This is a genomic window from Pseudomonas sp. J380 (assembly GCF_009827115.1).
Classification (GTDB): domain Bacteria; phylum Pseudomonadota; class Gammaproteobacteria; order Pseudomonadales; family Pseudomonadaceae; genus Aquipseudomonas; species Aquipseudomonas paracarnis.
In genome coordinates, this window is the sequence record NZ_CP043060.1 from 5,222,159 (window position 1) to 5,236,331 (window position 14,173).

The window sequence follows — 14,173 nt, forward strand, 5'->3', positions numbered from 1 at the left end:
CATGGACATCCTCTATCAGATCCGCGCCCGCCAGGACACTTTCAGTGCCGGCGAAGGGCGTATTGCCAAGCTGATGCTTGAGGATGTGGGCTTTGCCGCGTCCGCCAGCCTGGAGGAACTGTCGCAACGGGCTGAGGTGAGTACCGCCACCTTGTCACGCTTCGCCCGCAGCGTGGGCTGCCGTGACTTGCGCGATTTGCGCCTGCAGTTGGCCCAGGCCAGCGGCGTGGGCAGCCGCTTCCTGGACCCGGCGGGCAAGCCAGAACAGTCAGCGTTTCATCGGCAGATTCTGGGGGATATCGAGGCGACGTTGCGTCAGCACCTTTCGGGCTTCAATCAGCGCAGCTTTGGCGATGCGGTCAAGCTGTTAGGCAAGGCGCGGATGATCCATGCGTTCGGCATGGGCGGGCCGTCGAGCCTGTGCAGCGATGAGTTGCAGGTGCGCCTGGTGCGTCTGGGCTATCCGATTGCCGCCAGCCACGACCCTGTGATGATGCGTGTCACGGCGGCGACCCTGGGGCCCGAACATGCCGTGATCGCCTGCTCACTCACGGGCTTGACCCCGGAGTTACTGGAGGTGGTGACGCTGGCGCGCAACTACGACGCGCGGATCATTGCCATCACCCTTGCCGATTCGCCGCTGGCGCAGTTGGCGGATGTCGTGCTGCCGCTGCAATCGGCGGAAACCAGTTTTATCTACAAGCCCACTGCGGCCCGCTACGGCATGCTGCTGGCTATCGACCTGCTCGCCACCGAGTTGGCGCTGGCCCTGCCGGACGACAACCAGGAACGCCTGCGCCGGATCAAACTGGCGCTGGACGATTACCGCGGCGGCTCTGGTAGCCTGCCGCTTGGAGATTGATATGAAGTACGACACGCTGATTCGCCAGGCGCTGATCATCGATGGCAGTAACACCCCAGGGTATGTCGCCGATGTGGGCGTGCAGGCAGGGCGCATCCGTACGATTGGCGACTTGTCCACAGCCCAGGCGGAGCAGATCATCGACGGCCATGGCCGGGTATTGGCACCGGGTTTTATCGACGTGCACACCCACGACGACACGGTAGTGATTCGCCAGCCGCAGATGCTGCCCAAGCTCAGCCAAGGCGTGACCACGGTGATTGTCGGCAACTGTGGCATCAGCGCTTCGCCGGTCAGTTTGCGCAGCGACCCGCCGGACCCGATGAACTTATTGGGCAACCGTGAGCAGTTCTGTTATCCGCGGTTCAGCGATTATCGCAACGCGGTGCAGGGCGCCCATCCGGCAGTGAACGTCGCGGCATTGATCGGTCACACGGCGCTGCGCAGCAACCATATGGACGACCTGCATCGCACCGCCACACCGTATGAAATCGCGGCCATGCGCGTGCAGTTGCAAGAGAGCCTGGAGGCCGGTGCCCTGGGGTTATCCACAGGCCTGGCCTACGCCAGCGCCTTCAACGCCAAGACCGATGAAGTGCTGCAGCTCGTTGAGGAGCTGACGGCCTACGGCGCGGTGTACACCACGCATTTGCGCAGTGAGTTCGAACCAGTGCTGGAAGCAATGGATGAGGCGTTTCTGATCGGTCGACACGCCAGGGTGCCGGTGATCATTTCCCACCTTAAATGCGCCGGTGCCGGTAACTGGGGGCGCAGCCCGCAGCTGTTGGCGGCCCTGGAAGCAGCGGCAAAAGATCATCCGGTGGGTTGTGATTGCTACCCCTATGCCGCCAGCTCCTCGACCCTGGACCTCAAGCAGGTGACTGACGCGTTTCGCATCACCATCACTTGGTCCACACCGCACCCGCAAATGGGCGGGCGTGATTTGCAGGAGATTGCCGCCGAGTGGGGCGTTTCGCTGATGGATGCCGCCCGCCGTTTGCAACCTGCGGGGGCGGTGTACTACGGCATGGATGAGGCGGATGTACGGCGCATTCTTGCGCACCCATTGTCGATGGTGGGGTCGGATGGGTTGCCTGAAGATCCGTTTCCTCATCCGCGCTTGTGGGGCGCTTTCCCACGGGTGCTAGGGCATTTCAGCCGGGATGTCGGATTGCTCCCGTTGTACACGGCGATACACAAAATGACCGGGCTGTCGGCGGCGCGTTTCGGCTTGGCCCAAAGAGGAGAAATTCGCGAGGGGCACTGGGCTGACCTGGTGCTCTTCGACCCTGCGCGGGTGCGTGACATGGCGGATTTCAAGACGCCTCAGCGTGCGGCCGAAGGGATTGAGCGAGTGTGGGTAAACGGCGTCTTGAGCTACAGCGAAGGGCAGTCGAACACACGGCGTGCGGGTCGTTTTCTGGCGCGCAGCGGTGATTTGCGCCGAGGTTTTCAGCTTGGTGCGCGGGATGCGATCTGACAGTGCTCGGCCCGATAGCGTGTCTGAATATGGCCAATCAGCGCTTACAAAAAGCTAATTGATTGCAAAGGACGGCTCTCTAGCATGTGCAGGTCTTATTACGGAGAGCCTGTATGAACACTCAGCCTGTAAGCCCCAGCCAACTCGCTAACCGGGCCGGCAACGCCGTCATTTCATCTACCGTCACGTCGCCTGACGCCGCGGTGAATGAGGGCGTCGATGCGATGTCGGCGTTCCCTTTTCCGCGTGACACGATCAAAGGCTGGATCCAGGAAAAAGTCTGGAACCTGACCAATCAATGGATCGACCCCGACAAGGTATACCTGCATCAGTTTTCTCCTGCCAACAGTACCCACACTGGCAGCGCCGTGACCGGGTGGGAACATCGCGGAGTTCCCGAGTCGTCCATGACGCTGACCGATGCCGTGGCCAGTGATTTTTTCTCGGCGGAACGCTACGGCACGGCCGGCAAGGCTCAGGCGCTGGCGCATTTCGTGTCTTCGAATACCAGCCCGTTTTCGTTGCTGGACAGCGAAAGTGTGCCGGATTTTTTCAGCCGGCTGGGCAAGTTCATTTTCGACCGGACGGGGCCGGGATACCTCTACTCGAAAATTCACGATGACGTGCCCAACGCCGTGGAGACCTGGCGTGATCTGGACGCCGCCTATGGCCTGTACCTGGATGGGCCGGGAAAGGGCACCTACGACGCCGGCAACCAACTGCGCATGAAGCCCAGCGAGCTGTTGAACCTGGTGCGTGAGGGGGACCTGCAGAAAAAGGTAATGACCAGGCTGGACGATTTTTGGATGCAGCACGGCGACGAGTGGCGGATGCTGGCCAAGCAACAGTTTGTGATGGAGGCCCGTGCCGCGCGCGCCCTCAACCAACAAGACTCCAGCCAGGGCCTGAGCCCGCAGGCTTATGCCGAGGTGATGAAAGCGGCGGCGTCAGGTGTACCGCTCGAGGGGCCGATGTCCAAGGCCCAGTTACAGGCGCAGACGACGCCGGGTCCGGACACCAGGGTGTTTTGCTTCGATATCAATGGTTATAAGTCCAATGACATCCTGCGCTTCATCTCCAAGAGTGGTACCGAAACCCTCTATGTCCCCGGCGCAAAACCCGCGATCCAGACTTTCAAGGACCGAGCCGCCGTGGACCAGTGGGTGCTCGAACAAAGCAAGGACCCCGCCAAAGCCAAGGTGCTGGAGGAACATTTCTCGCTGCGTGATCGTCAGCAGGGCGTGTTTGGCGCCCTGAGTGCCAACGGCGTGGACGTCACCCTGGCCAAGCTGGGTGCAGGCACCCAGGCAGCGAATGACAGTGTTATCGATACTTTGAATTATCCAATCGGCGGGGACGTGTTTTCCTTCATGGCCAGCCAGACACGCCAACGCATCGACAATGATGCAGACACCGAAATGAAATCCAACGCCGAAGTGCGCAAGGACGACGCACTGGCTCTGTTGCAAGCCGGCAACGCAATATTCTCCATCCCCATGGCCTTGCTCGGGCCTATTGGTCTGGCGCTTGGCGCCGTCTCTTATACGGCACAGGTAGGAATGGAAATCGACCAGGCCGTGGAGGGTGACACTCAGGCCGAGCGCAAGAACGGGCTGCATTCGGCGGTGATGGACGTCGCGACGATGGCTTTTTTTCACGCCCTCGGCAAGGCCGGTCCTTCCACGGCCGACCCTTCTGTCGAGTCCGGCGCTCAACCGGCGACGGCGCAAAAACCGTTTTTCAACTATCGCCGCGTGAACGGGCAGATCGGTGTGCTGATGAGTCCGACCGAACCTGCGCGGCTACCCGAAAAACCAGCAAACGGGTTGAATCCTGCGTGGGACCCATCCATGGAGATTTACCTGCAAGGGGGGGCCAAGCGTCCCTCAGTGCAGCCCCGTTATGAGATCGTCGAGGAGGGCCCGTCTACGGCGAAGAAGCCCAAACTCGAGGACTCGGAAAACGAACTGTCGGAGAATGAGGAGTCGCCGTCTTCGGTGGTTTCCGATGCCACGTCCTCCGGGGATTACGAGCCGTACGACGATAGCAACGTGTTCAAGGTCAATCCGTTCAAGGCCGGCGTCCAGGTGCCTGATGGTGGGTATTTCAACAGTCGAGGCATGATTGAACGTACCGATATACCCAAGTTGTACCGCGTCGAAAAGGCGGATCGCGTAGAGCGTCGCGGTGATCCGGCAAATTATGGTTTCCGGGACTCAAACTTCTTTTCCGGGCCTGCAAAAATGATGGACGGCAATGTCGTGATGGCGTCTCGCTCAAAGGCGGCGGCGATACATTTTGGTGATGCTGCACTCGGCGGCAAGTACCACCTTTACGAAATCGACAGTCGCGGTGTTCCCGTCGTCTCTTTCAACGAAAATATCGAGGTAAACCCGCAGTTCGTCGAGGCTCGCCAGTGTGTGGCGCCCGGCACCATCGAGCGGATGCGCAAGTCGGGCCACTTGAATCAGTTTGAAGAAAGTTCCTATGAGTTCGATGAAGTGCATGTGGACAATGATCACCTGTCGAGCGCAAGGATCAGGGAAATTCACAACCATTGAGCGTGTTCACTTTGAGCGCTTGCTGAGCTAGGGTGGTCGCTCGCCAGCAACGAGCGACCGCACTTGGAGAGTTATATGCAGTTTGGAAAAGTCACCCCCATCCTGCGGATTTTCGACGAGGCCAAGGCGTTGGAGTTCTACGTCGATTTCCTGGGGTTCAAGGTCGATTGGCAGCATCGCTTCGAGGCGAATTTTCCGTTGTACGTGCAAGTGTCGCTGGGGGAGTGTGTGCTGCACTTATCCGAGCATCATGGCGATGCTTCGCCAGGGGCGGCTGTGCGGGTCCAGGCCCAAGGGGTCGATGCGTATCAGCAGCAATTGCTGGGCAAGGAATACCGGTATGCCAAGCCTGGGGTGGAAGACACGCCGTGGGGGACGCGGGAGATGAGCATCAGAGACCCGTTTGGGAATCGATTGGTGTTTGTTGAGGAGAGCGAGGGCTGATTCTCCCATTGGCCTGTTCGCAGGTAAGGCCCTTGTGGCGAGGGAGCAAGCTCCCTCGCCACCATGGTTGTGGTGCTACACCCGGAAATGACTGACCATCTGCTGCAACTGGCTACCCAGGCGTGCCAGTTCAACACTCGACTTGGCTGTCTCATCACTGGCCGTAGCGGTCTGCTCAGACACGTCACGCACGTTCACGATACTGCGGCTGATCTCTTCCGCCACGGCGCTCTGTTGTTCGGCGGCTGCGGCAATCTGCTGGTTCATCGACTGGATATTCGACACGGTGCGGGTGATGTTTTCCAAGGATACCCCGGCCTTGCGCGTCAGTTCGACGCTGCTGTCGGTGAGGCTGCGGCTGTTGTTCATCACGCTGGCGACTTGTTGGGTGCCGTTCTGTAAGCCGGCCACCAGGCCTTCGATTTCCTCGGTGGACTTCTGTGTACGCTGCGCCAGGCCACGCACTTCGTCGGCGACCACGGCAAAGCCTCGACCAGCTTCCCCGGCACGCGCAGCTTCAATGGCGGCGTTAAGTGCCAGCAGGTTGGTCTGTTCGGCCACGGCCTTGATCACGTCCATCACGCTGCCGATCTTGTTGCTCTCTTGTTGCAGGTGCGTCATGGCGTCGGTGGAGCGCGCCACTTCGGCCGCCAGGCGTTCGATCTGGGCGATGGCTTCAGCCACCACTTTATCGCCTTCGCGGGCCTGGCCGTCAGCGTCGGAAGCGGCTTGGGAAGCCTGTTCGGCATTGCGCGCAACTTCCTGCACGGTGGCGGTCATTTCATGCATGGCGGTGGCGACCTGATCGGTCTCGATCTTCTGGCTGTTCACGCCGGCGCTGGTCTGCTCGGTCACGGCTGACAATTCTTCGGCGGCGCTGGCGATCTGAGTGACGCCGTCGCGAATGCCGCTGATCAGCTCGCGCAGGGTGGTGCCCATGCGCTGGATGCCTTGCTGCAACACGCCCAGTTCGTCACGACGGGTCACCTGGATATTGTGGCTCAAGTCGCCCGAAGCGATGCGCTCCACCACGGCCAGGGTGTCCTGGATCGGGCGGGTGATCTGGCGGGTGATTACCCACGCGGCAATCACGCCGACCAACAGGGCCAGCAAGGTGCTGATCAGTTGCAGGCTGCGGGCCTGGGTGCTTTCGGCGTCGCGACGTTCCAGTTGGATGTCGTACAGCTTGTCGCTGATTGTCACGATGTCGGCGCCCTGGGTGGTCATTTCGGCACGGGCGGTGACGATATTGGCATTGGCCGCCTTGTAGCTCTGCACGGCGCTGCGGTAGGCGCCTAGCGCGGTTTCCAGTGCGGACAATGCGCTTTGCTGGCCAGTACCGAAGGCAACGCTGAGGCCTTTCAAACCGGCGACAGCTTTTTCCAGCTGTGTAGCCGCGCGGGCTTCGGTTTCTGCGTTGGGGCTATTGGTATAGCCGCGCACTTCGTAGCGAGCCTGCATGAATTCGTTCTTGGCCTGGGTCACGGCCAGGAACTGCGTGAAGCGTTCCGGGCTGTCGGATGACTGCTGCACACTGGTTTCCAGCGCATTGATTTGCGCGTTGGCAATGTCGGCCTTGGCGCCCATGACATCGCGCGCAGCGTTGCCATTGCGGTAGGCCTCGCGCATTTTGTTCAGGGACTGGCGGTAAGCGGTAATGACGGCTTTCTGCTCATTGAGCAGCTTGAGGTTTTCCGGGCTCTTGAAGCTGTCGAGCAGCTTCTGTTGCTGGGCGGCGAAGGCATCGAGGCTGGTCTGCACGTTCTGCGCCACAGCTTCGTCGCCATTGGCCAGCATGTATTGCAAGCGCACGATACGCAGCTTGGTCAGCGAGGCATTGAGCTGGGTGATGTCGCTCATCCAATTGCTACGGTCGATCAAGCCGCCCAGGCTGGTCCAGCCAGTGAGTGCCAGGATCGAGGTGAGGACCAGCACCAGGCCGAAGCCCAGGCCGAGTTTGAGATTGACGCTGATGTTACCGAACCAGCTGTTCATCGAAAGCTCCTTGAAGAGTGATGTCTGTCTGCTGGACGGTGTGTTTTTGTTTGAGCCAGCCAAGATGTGTAGGGCTGTATCGGCGGGAAAGGATGATTCTGAAATACTTTTATTGTCCGTCGACGAAGGGTCGCCGGCGCGCAACGGCGATGCCGGGGTGGGGCTGATCACGGCCCGCTCATGTGTGCTAGTCTGCGGGCCCTTTTAGTTCTGGGCGGCGCGGGAAACCGTGGCGTCCTACAGCGGAGCCTCTTCATGTCCGAAGTTAATCTGTCCACCGACGAAACCCGCGTCAGCTACGGTATCGGCCGTCAGTTGGGCGACCAACTGCGCGACAACCCGCCACCGGGCGTCAGCCTGGACGCGATCCTGGCCGGCCTGACCGACGCATTCGCAGGCTCGCCAAGCCGTGTTGACCAAGAACAAATGGCGGCCAGCTTCAAGGTGATCCGCGAAATCATGCAAGCCGAAGCCGCTGCCAAGGCCGAAGCTGCAGCGGGCGCTGGCCTGGCTTTCCTGGCGGAAAACGCCAAGCGTGATGGCATCACCACCCTGGCTTCCGGCCTGCAATTTGAAGTGCTGACGGCCGGTACCGGCGCCAAGCCGACCCGTGAAGACCAAGTGCGTACTCACTACCACGGCACCCTGATCGACGGCACTGTGTTCGACAGCTCCTACGAGCGCGGCCAGCCTGCAGAATTCCCGGTGGGTGGCGTGATCGCCGGCTGGACCGAAGCCCTGCAACTGATGAATGCCGGCAGCAAATGGCGCCTGTACGTGCCGAGCGAACTGGCTTACGGCGCTCAAGGCGTTGGCAGCATCCCGCCGCACAGCGTTCTGGTATTCGACGTCGAGCTGCTCGACGTTCTGTAAGGCCTGCTGGTTACCTGTTGGGACGAACGCGTTCGCCCCAACAGGTATTTGCCAGTTTCTTCATGGATGGAACTTGCCATTCAAGTCGGTCGCCGGGCGCAACGCTCGTGCATAGCAGAACAGAAACAGATTCCTCACCACTTCCTTCAGCACACCAGGCTCACTGGAACTCAGGCCATTCACGTCCAGATCGCCTTGGTCCTGCAGCTCGTTCAGCGCTTCTTCCTCAAGCACCGCACAGACTTCACCGGTTTCCCGATGCAGGATTCGCAGGTAAGGGTGGGGGCGATCCAGCCAGGCATCTATCAAATAAGTCATGGTCGTTCTCCTTGATGGGTTTCAATGAGAATAATTCTTATTCGTAGAATAGCAAGCGTCTATTGGCAATTTCTGGGTTTTTCTGTGTGGGTATTGCGTTCGATCAACGCAGAGGGCGAAACGCCATCCCGCGGCGGGCGCGGGATGGAATGCAGCAGGTTCAGACTTTGCGCACGAACTCGGACTTGAGTTTCATCGGGCCGATCCCGTCGATCTTGCAGTCGATATCGTGGTCGCCGTCGCACAGGCGGATGTTCTTGACTTTGGTGCCGACCTTGACCACCAGGGAAGTGCCCTTGACCTTGAGGTCCTTGATCACGGTGATGGTGTCGCCATCCTGCAGGACGTTGCCCACAGAGTCTTTCTTCACGGTCTCATCGCCGACCACTTCGGCCTCGCCGTTGGCGGACCACTCATGGGCGCATTCCGGGCAGACCAGTTGGGCGCCGTCTTCGTAGGTGTATTCGGAATTGCATTTTGGGCAGGGTGGCAACGTGCTCACTAAAGCTCCTAGAAAGTCAGGGATGGCTAAAAGTCGCACATTATATAGGGTTTTAAACGCGGGTGGGGCTGGACTCGTCCTAATGTGGGAGCTGGCTTGCCTGCGATAGCGGCAGTGAATTCACTCCCGTCATCGCAGGCAAGCCAGCTCCCACATTAAACAGCGCGGAATCAGTGAGTACGGGCGACCGCAAACTCACTCAGCTCAACCAGGGCATCCCGGTATTCACTGGCCGGCAGCGCTTCCAGGCATGTGATCGCCCGCGCCACGTAGTCACGCGCCAGTTGCGCGGTGTACTCCAGGGAGCCCGAGGCTTCTACGGCGGCACGGATGGCTTCCAGGTCTTCGATCCCGCCTTTCTGGATCGCCTTGCGCACCAGGGCAGCCTGTTCCGGCGTGCCTTCGCGCATGGTGTAGATCAGCGGCAAGGTCGGCTTGCCCTCGGCCAGGTCGTCACCGACGTTCTTGCCCAGGGTTTCAGCGTCGCCCTTGTAGTCGAGCAGGTCATCCACCAGTTGGAACGCCACGCCCAGGTGATCACCGAACGTGCGCAGGGCCTCGGCCTGTTCGGCGGTGGCGCCACACAGCGCGGCTGCACTGTGGGTAGAGGCTTCGAAGAGCATCGCGGTTTTGCCGCGAATCACTTCCATATAGGTTTCTTCAGTGGTGCTGGCATCGCGGACTTTGGACAGTTGCAACACTTCGCCTTCGGCGATGATGCGTGTGGCCTGTGAAAGAATCTTCATCACGGGCATCGAGCCCAGTTCCACCATCATTTCGAACGAGCGCGAATACAGGAAGTCGCCCACCAACACGCTGGGCGCATTGCCCCACATCGCGTTTGCGGTCTCGCGACCACGGCGCATGCCGGACATGTCGACCACGTCGTCATGCAGCAGGGTGGCGGTGTGCAGGAATTCGATCGTGGCGGCCAGCAGGCGAAGGTCATCGCCTTGACGGCCCAGGGCCTTGCCGCACAGCAACACTAATAAAGGACGCAGGCGTTTGCCGCCCGCCGACGTAATGTAGTCGCCAATTTTGGAGACCAGCGGCACTTTAGACGTCAGCTGCTGCTTGATGATGCCGTCGACGGCGCTAAAATCGTCCGCGACCGCGCGGTAGAAAGCTTGGGGTTGCATCAGCGACAGTCGCTCCAGAAGGGTTGCGCGGCATGCTAGGACCCTCACCCCCGGGTGTCAAGGCGCGATAGACGGCCCCTTGCAAGCCTCCCATAGCTTGCGTACAATCGCGCACCCTGAACTTCCTGGGCAGCACCTGCCTTACGCAATTGCATTCGGGACGTCCATCCCATGCAGCCATGCCAGCCAATACCTCTTCTTATAAAGCGCTGGGTGAGCAGGATTATCGGAGAAATACCATGTCGTACGCAGTAATTGTTACTGGTGGCAAGCAATACAAAGTCGCCCCAGGTGAATACCTGAAGATCGAGAAACTGGAAGTCGCTACTGGCGAATCCGTTACTTTTGATCGCGTTCTGTTGGTCGCCAATGGCGATGACGTGAACATCGGCGCTCCAGTTGTTGCTGGCGCTACCGTTGTGGCTGAAGTGATCTCCCAAGGTCGTCACGATAAAGTCCGCATCATCAAGTTCCGTCGTCGTAAGCACCACATGAAGCGTATGGGCCACCGCCAGTGGTACACCGAGATCAAAATCACCGGTATTCAGGCTTAATTTCAGCCTAATTCCTCACTAGGAGAATTGACTCATGGCACACAAAAAAGCTGGTGGTAGTACCCGTAACGGTCGCGACTCAGAAGCCAAACGCCTTGGCGTGAAGATGTATGGCGGCCAGAAAATCATTCCGGGCAACATCATCGTGCGTCAGCGCGGCACCCAATTCCACGCCGGTTACGGTGTTGGCATGGGTAAAGATCACACCCTCTTCGCTAAAATCGAAGGCGTGATCAAGTTCGAAGTAAAGGGCGCGTTCAACCGCCGTTACGTGAGCGTTGTCGCAGCTTAATTGCGAGATCGCTGGAAAAGCCCTGTCTTGCGACGGGGCTTTTTCGTTTGTGGAGTGAGTCTCTTGCAAAGCTGTTTGTGATGAGCTCAGGCGCAGGTTTGCGGTCGCTGATTGAGGTCGCTGCGCTCATTTTTGCAAGAGTCTTATGTCTTGGTTTCTTAAGCTCGTCCATGCGGCGAGAGGCGTTTTGTTATGAAGTTCGTTGATGAAGTTTCCATCCGAGTAAAAGCAGGCGACGGCGGTAACGGTTGCATGAGTTTCCGTCGCGAAAAATTCATCGAAAACGGTGGTCCAAACGGCGGTGACGGCGGTGACGGCGGTTCCATCTACATGATGGCCGACGAAAACCTCAACACCCTGGTCGACTACCGTTACACCCGGCACTTCGATGCCGAGCGTGGCTCCAACGGCGGCAGCACCGACTGCACCGGTAAAAAAGGTGAAGATCTGGTACTGCGCGTACCGGTCGGCACCACGATCATCGACTCTGCGACCCAGGAAGTGATTGGCGACCTGACCAAGGCCGGCCAGAAGCTGATGGTTGTGCAGGGCGGTTGGCACGGTCTGGGTAACACCCGATTCAAGTCCAGTACCAACCGTGCACCGCGCCAGACCACGCCGGGCAAACCGGGCGAGCAGCGCGACCTGAAGCTGGAAATGAAAGTACTGGCGGACGTGGGCCTGCTGGGTCTGCCGAACGCGGGTAAAAGTACCTTCATTCGCTCGGTATCGGCCGCCAAGCCGAAAGTCGCCGACTACCCGTTCACCACCCTGGTGCCAAACCTGGGCGTGGTCAGCGTCGACCGCTGGAAAAGCTTCGTGGTTGCCGACATTCCCGGCTTGATCGAAGGCGCTTCCGACGGTGCTGGCCTGGGCATCCGCTTCCTCAAGCACTTGTCCCGCACCCGTTTGCTGCTGCACCTCGTCGACATGGCGCCGCTGGATGACACCAGCGCCGCAGACGCCGCCGAAGTCATCGTCAGCGAACTGACCAAGTTCAGCCCGGCCCTGGCCGAGCGCGATCGCTGGTTGGTACTGAACAAGTGCGACCAGATTCTTGAAGAAGAGCACGAAGAGCGCGTCAAGGAGATCGTTGATCGCCTGGAGTGGGAAGGTCCGGTCTACGTCATCTCGGCCATCGCCAAAGAAGGCACCGAGCGCCTGACCCGCGACATCATGCGTTACCTGGAAGACCGTGCCGACCGCCTGGCGGCCGACCCGGTGTACAAGGCCGAACTCGCCGAACTCGACCAGCAGATCGAAGACGAAGCCCGCGCCCAGTTGCAGGCCCTGGACGACCAGCGTGCTCTGCGCCGCAGCGGCGTGAAGTCGGTCCACGACATCGGCGACGATGATTGGGACGAAGAAGACGTGGATGATGAAGACGGTCCGGAAATCATTTACGTGCGTGACTGATCCGTTGCGATAAACTTGAACGCCGCTCCCTGGAGCGGCGTTTTGGTATCCGGGTATAACGTTATGGGCAGCGCTGGGTCGCGCGGCCCTCACTCTAAGGTTGAAGATGATGCGGAGCAAAGTGACAGGTGCGCAGCGCTGGGTCGTGAAAATCGGCAGTGCGCTGTTGACGGCGGATGGCAAAGGTCTGGATCGCGCAGCCATGAGCGTCTGGGTCGAGCAGATGGTGGCCTTGCATGAGGCAGGCGTTGAGTTGGTGCTGGTGTCGTCCGGAGCGGTTGCCGCCGGGATGAGCCGCCTCGGCTGGACCGCGCGACCCAGCGCGATGCACGAGCTGCAAGCCGCCGCTGCCATCGGCCAGATGGGCCTGGTGCAAGCCTGGGAGTCCAGCTTTGCCGAGCACGGCCGCCACACGGCGCAGGTGCTGCTGACCCACGACGACCTGTCCGACCGCAAGCGCTACCTCAACGCCCGCAGCACTTTGCGCGCGCTGGTGGAGCTCAAGGTCATCCCGGTCATCAACGAGAACGACACCGTGGTCACCGACGAAATCCGCTTCGGTGACAACGACACCCTGGCCGCCCTGGTGGCCAATCTGGTAGAGGCCGACCTGCTGGTGATCCTCACCGACCGCGATGGCATGTTCGACGCCGACCCGCGCAACAACCCCGATGCCCAGCTTATCTATGAAGCCCGCGCCGACGACCCGGCGCTGGATGCGGTCGCCGGCAGTGTCGGTGGTGCCCTGGGCCGTGGCGGCATGCAGACCAAACTGCGCGCCGCACGCCTGGCGGCGCGTTCGGGGGCCCACACCATCATCGTCGGCGGGCGCCTGGAGCGCGTGCTTGATCGCCTCAAGACCGGTGAGCGCATCGGCACGCTGCTGTCGCCGGAGCGCGGCATGCTGGCGGCGCGCAAGCAATGGCTGGCCGGTCACCTGCAAACCCGTGGCACGCTGGTGCTGGACGCGGGGGCCGTATCGGCCTTGTCCCAAGGCAACAAGAGCTTGCTGCCGGTGGGTGTGAAGTTGGTGCAGGGCAGCTTCCGCCGTGGCGAGATGGTGGTGTGCGTTGCGCCAGACGGTCGCGAGATTGCGCGCGGCCTGGCCAATTACAGCGCCCTGGAAGCACAGAAGATTATTGGACAATCTTCCGACGCCATTGTCGGACTCTTGGGCTATATGGCGGAACCGGAACTGGTTCACCGCGACAACCTGATCCTGGTTTAACCATAGGAAATACACGATGCGCGTGATGAAGGGATTGCTCGGCCTGCTGTTGGCCATGCCGCTGCTGGCTTCGGCCGAAGAAGTCGGCCAGGTGTCGACGGTGTTCAAGTTCGTCGGCCCCAACGACCGGATTGTGGTTGAAGCGTTTGACGACCCCAAGGTCGATGGCGTGACCTGCTACTTGTCGCGTGCCAAGACCGGCGGGGTAAAGGGCGGCCTGGGCCTGGCTGAAGACCGTGCCGAAGCCTCGATCGCTTGCCGCCAGGTGGGCCCGATCCACTTCAAGGGTGAGCTCAAGGACGGCGACGAAGTGTTCAAGGAGCGCACCTCGCTGGTATTCAAGACCATGCAGGTGGTGCGTTTCCTCGACAAGAAGCGCAACACCCTGGTGTATCTGGTCTATAGCGACCGTTTGATCGAAGGCAGCCCGCAGAATGCGGTGACGGCAATTCCGATTCTGCCATGGCCGACCGCTCAGTAACCTGCAGGCGAGTTTTGTCACCGGCGTC

14 protein-coding genes and 1 pseudogene are annotated in these 14,173 nt (G+C 60.2%); 10 read left to right on the forward strand and 5 right to left on the reverse strand.

Annotated features, from left to right (window positions below; translation table 11 throughout):
• The first annotated feature begins 1 nt into the window (after position 1).
• From FXO12_RS23850 to FXO12_RS23865, 4 genes are all read left to right on the forward strand, one after another.
• Positions 2 to 862, forward strand: coding sequence for a MurR/RpiR family transcriptional regulator (locus FXO12_RS23850; protein ID WP_057975042.1), 861 nt, complete (start codon positions 2 to 4; stop codon positions 860 to 862).
• A 1-nt stretch (position 863) separates the two neighbouring features.
• Positions 864 to 2,342, forward strand: coding sequence for an amidohydrolase family protein (locus FXO12_RS23855; protein WP_160049771.1), 1,479 nt, complete (start codon positions 864 to 866; stop codon positions 2,340 to 2,342).
• A gap of 113 nt (positions 2,343 to 2,455) precedes the next feature.
• Positions 2,456 to 4,903, forward strand: a complete 2,448-nt coding sequence (locus tag FXO12_RS23860) for a dermonecrotic toxin domain-containing protein (protein WP_057975043.1) — start codon at positions 2,456 to 2,458, stop codon at positions 4,901 to 4,903.
• A 75-nt stretch (positions 4,904 to 4,978) separates the two neighbouring features.
• Positions 4,979 to 5,347 carry a glyoxalase superfamily protein gene (locus FXO12_RS23865; RefSeq protein ID WP_057975044.1) on the forward strand — a complete coding sequence of 123 codons (369 nt, stop codon included), beginning with the start codon at positions 4,979 to 4,981 and terminating at the stop codon, positions 5,345 to 5,347.
• 75 nt (positions 5,348 to 5,422) lie between these two features.
• On the opposite strand, the gene FXO12_RS29465 is transcribed toward FXO12_RS23865, so the two are convergent.
• Together FXO12_RS29465 and FXO12_RS29470 are read right to left on the reverse strand one after the other, a co-directional pair.
• The gene (locus tag FXO12_RS29465) at positions 5,423 to 6,286 is read right to left on the reverse strand and encodes a methyl-accepting chemotaxis protein (protein WP_370706066.1); all 864 of its coding nucleotides are present in this window, start codon (positions 6,284 to 6,286) and stop codon (positions 5,423 to 5,425) included.
• 39 nt (positions 6,287 to 6,325) lie between these two features.
• Positions 6,326 to 7,342 (reverse strand): annotated as a pseudogene (locus FXO12_RS29470) (methyl-accepting chemotaxis protein); the annotation flags it as partial.
• 255 nt (positions 7,343 to 7,597) lie between these two features.
• On the opposite strand from FXO12_RS29470, the gene FXO12_RS23875 reads away from it, so the two are divergent.
• Positions 7,598 to 8,215 carry an FKBP-type peptidyl-prolyl cis-trans isomerase gene (locus FXO12_RS23875; protein ID WP_034128752.1) on the forward strand — a complete coding sequence of 206 codons (618 nt, stop codon included), beginning with the start codon at positions 7,598 to 7,600 and terminating at the stop codon, positions 8,213 to 8,215.
• Between the two features lie 60 nt (positions 8,216 to 8,275).
• Here FXO12_RS23875 and FXO12_RS23880 read toward each other — a convergent pair whose 3' ends face one another.
• From FXO12_RS23880 to FXO12_RS23890, 3 genes are all read right to left on the reverse strand, one after another.
• Positions 8,276 to 8,533, reverse strand: a complete 258-nt coding sequence (locus tag FXO12_RS23880) for a hypothetical protein (RefSeq protein WP_005791321.1) — start codon at positions 8,531 to 8,533, stop codon at positions 8,276 to 8,278.
• A 160-nt stretch (positions 8,534 to 8,693) separates the two neighbouring features.
• Positions 8,694 to 9,035: a zinc ribbon domain-containing protein YjdM gene (locus FXO12_RS23885; protein ID WP_034128750.1), complete on the reverse strand. Its 342-nt coding sequence runs from the start codon at positions 9,033 to 9,035 to the stop codon at positions 8,694 to 8,696.
• A gap of 170 nt (positions 9,036 to 9,205) precedes the next feature.
• Positions 9,206 to 10,174, reverse strand: a complete 969-nt coding sequence (locus FXO12_RS23890; protein WP_003194086.1) for a polyprenyl synthetase family protein — start codon at positions 10,172 to 10,174, stop codon at positions 9,206 to 9,208.
• A 239-nt stretch (positions 10,175 to 10,413) separates the two neighbouring features.
• On the opposite strand from FXO12_RS23890, the gene rplU reads away from it, so the two are divergent.
• From rplU to FXO12_RS23915, 5 genes are all read left to right on the forward strand, one after another.
• On the forward strand, positions 10,414 to 10,728 hold the full coding sequence (gene rplU / locus FXO12_RS23895) for a 50S ribosomal protein L21 (protein WP_007950961.1): 315 nt from the start codon (positions 10,414 to 10,416) through the stop codon (positions 10,726 to 10,728).
• Between the two features lie 34 nt (positions 10,729 to 10,762).
• Complete coding sequence (gene rpmA / locus FXO12_RS23900) at positions 10,763 to 11,020, forward strand: 50S ribosomal protein L27 (RefSeq protein ID WP_003176049.1); 258 nt, start codon at positions 10,763 to 10,765, stop codon at positions 11,018 to 11,020.
• A 192-nt stretch (positions 11,021 to 11,212) separates the two neighbouring features.
• Complete coding sequence (cgtA, locus tag FXO12_RS23905; protein WP_003194084.1) at positions 11,213 to 12,436, forward strand: Obg family GTPase CgtA; 1,224 nt, start codon at positions 11,213 to 11,215, stop codon at positions 12,434 to 12,436.
• Positions 12,437 to 12,545: 109 nt separating this feature from the next.
• Positions 12,546 to 13,664: a glutamate 5-kinase gene (gene proB / locus FXO12_RS23910; protein WP_057975045.1), complete on the forward strand. Its 1,119-nt coding sequence runs from the start codon at positions 12,546 to 12,548 to the stop codon at positions 13,662 to 13,664.
• Between the two features lie 16 nt (positions 13,665 to 13,680).
• A complete protein-coding gene (locus FXO12_RS23915) occupies positions 13,681 to 14,145 on the forward strand; it encodes a CreA family protein (protein ID WP_003194082.1) in 465 nt (154 codons plus the stop codon).
• Positions 14,146 to 14,173: the final 28 nt, after the last annotated feature.

What these genes read in the sequence shown, in the direction of transcription:
- FXO12_RS23850 (WP_057975042.1), top strand. Translation starts at nt 2, where the DNA reads ATGGACATCCTCTATCAGATCCGCGCCCGCCAGGACACTTTCAGTGCC.
- FXO12_RS23855 (WP_160049771.1), top strand. Translation starts at nt 864, where the DNA reads ATGAAGTACGACACGCTGATTCGCCAGGCGCTGATCATCGATGGCAGT.
- FXO12_RS23860 (WP_057975043.1), top strand. Translation starts at nt 2,456, where the DNA reads ATGAACACTCAGCCTGTAAGCCCCAGCCAACTCGCTAACCGGGCCGGC.
- FXO12_RS23865 (WP_057975044.1), top strand. Translation starts at nt 4,979, where the DNA reads ATGCAGTTTGGAAAAGTCACCCCCATCCTGCGGATTTTCGACGAGGCC.
- FXO12_RS29465 (WP_370706066.1), bottom strand. Translation starts at nt 6,286, where the DNA reads ATGGGCACCACCCTGCGCGAGCTGATCAGCGGCATTCGCGACGGCGTC.
- FXO12_RS23875 (WP_034128752.1), top strand. Translation starts at nt 7,598, where the DNA reads ATGTCCGAAGTTAATCTGTCCACCGACGAAACCCGCGTCAGCTACGGT.
- FXO12_RS23880 (WP_005791321.1), bottom strand. Translation starts at nt 8,533, where the DNA reads ATGACTTATTTGATAGATGCCTGGCTGGATCGCCCCCACCCTTACCTG.
- FXO12_RS23890 (WP_003194086.1), bottom strand. Translation starts at nt 10,174, where the DNA reads ATGCAACCCCAAGCTTTCTACCGCGCGGTCGCGGACGATTTTAGCGCC.
- rplU (WP_007950961.1), top strand. Translation starts at nt 10,414, where the DNA reads ATGTCGTACGCAGTAATTGTTACTGGTGGCAAGCAATACAAAGTCGCC.
- rpmA (WP_003176049.1), top strand. Translation starts at nt 10,763, where the DNA reads ATGGCACACAAAAAAGCTGGTGGTAGTACCCGTAACGGTCGCGACTCA.
- cgtA (WP_003194084.1), top strand. Translation starts at nt 11,213, where the DNA reads ATGAAGTTCGTTGATGAAGTTTCCATCCGAGTAAAAGCAGGCGACGGC.
- proB (WP_057975045.1), top strand. Translation starts at nt 12,546, where the DNA reads ATGCGGAGCAAAGTGACAGGTGCGCAGCGCTGGGTCGTGAAAATCGGC.
- FXO12_RS23915 (WP_003194082.1), top strand. Translation starts at nt 13,681, where the DNA reads ATGCGCGTGATGAAGGGATTGCTCGGCCTGCTGTTGGCCATGCCGCTG.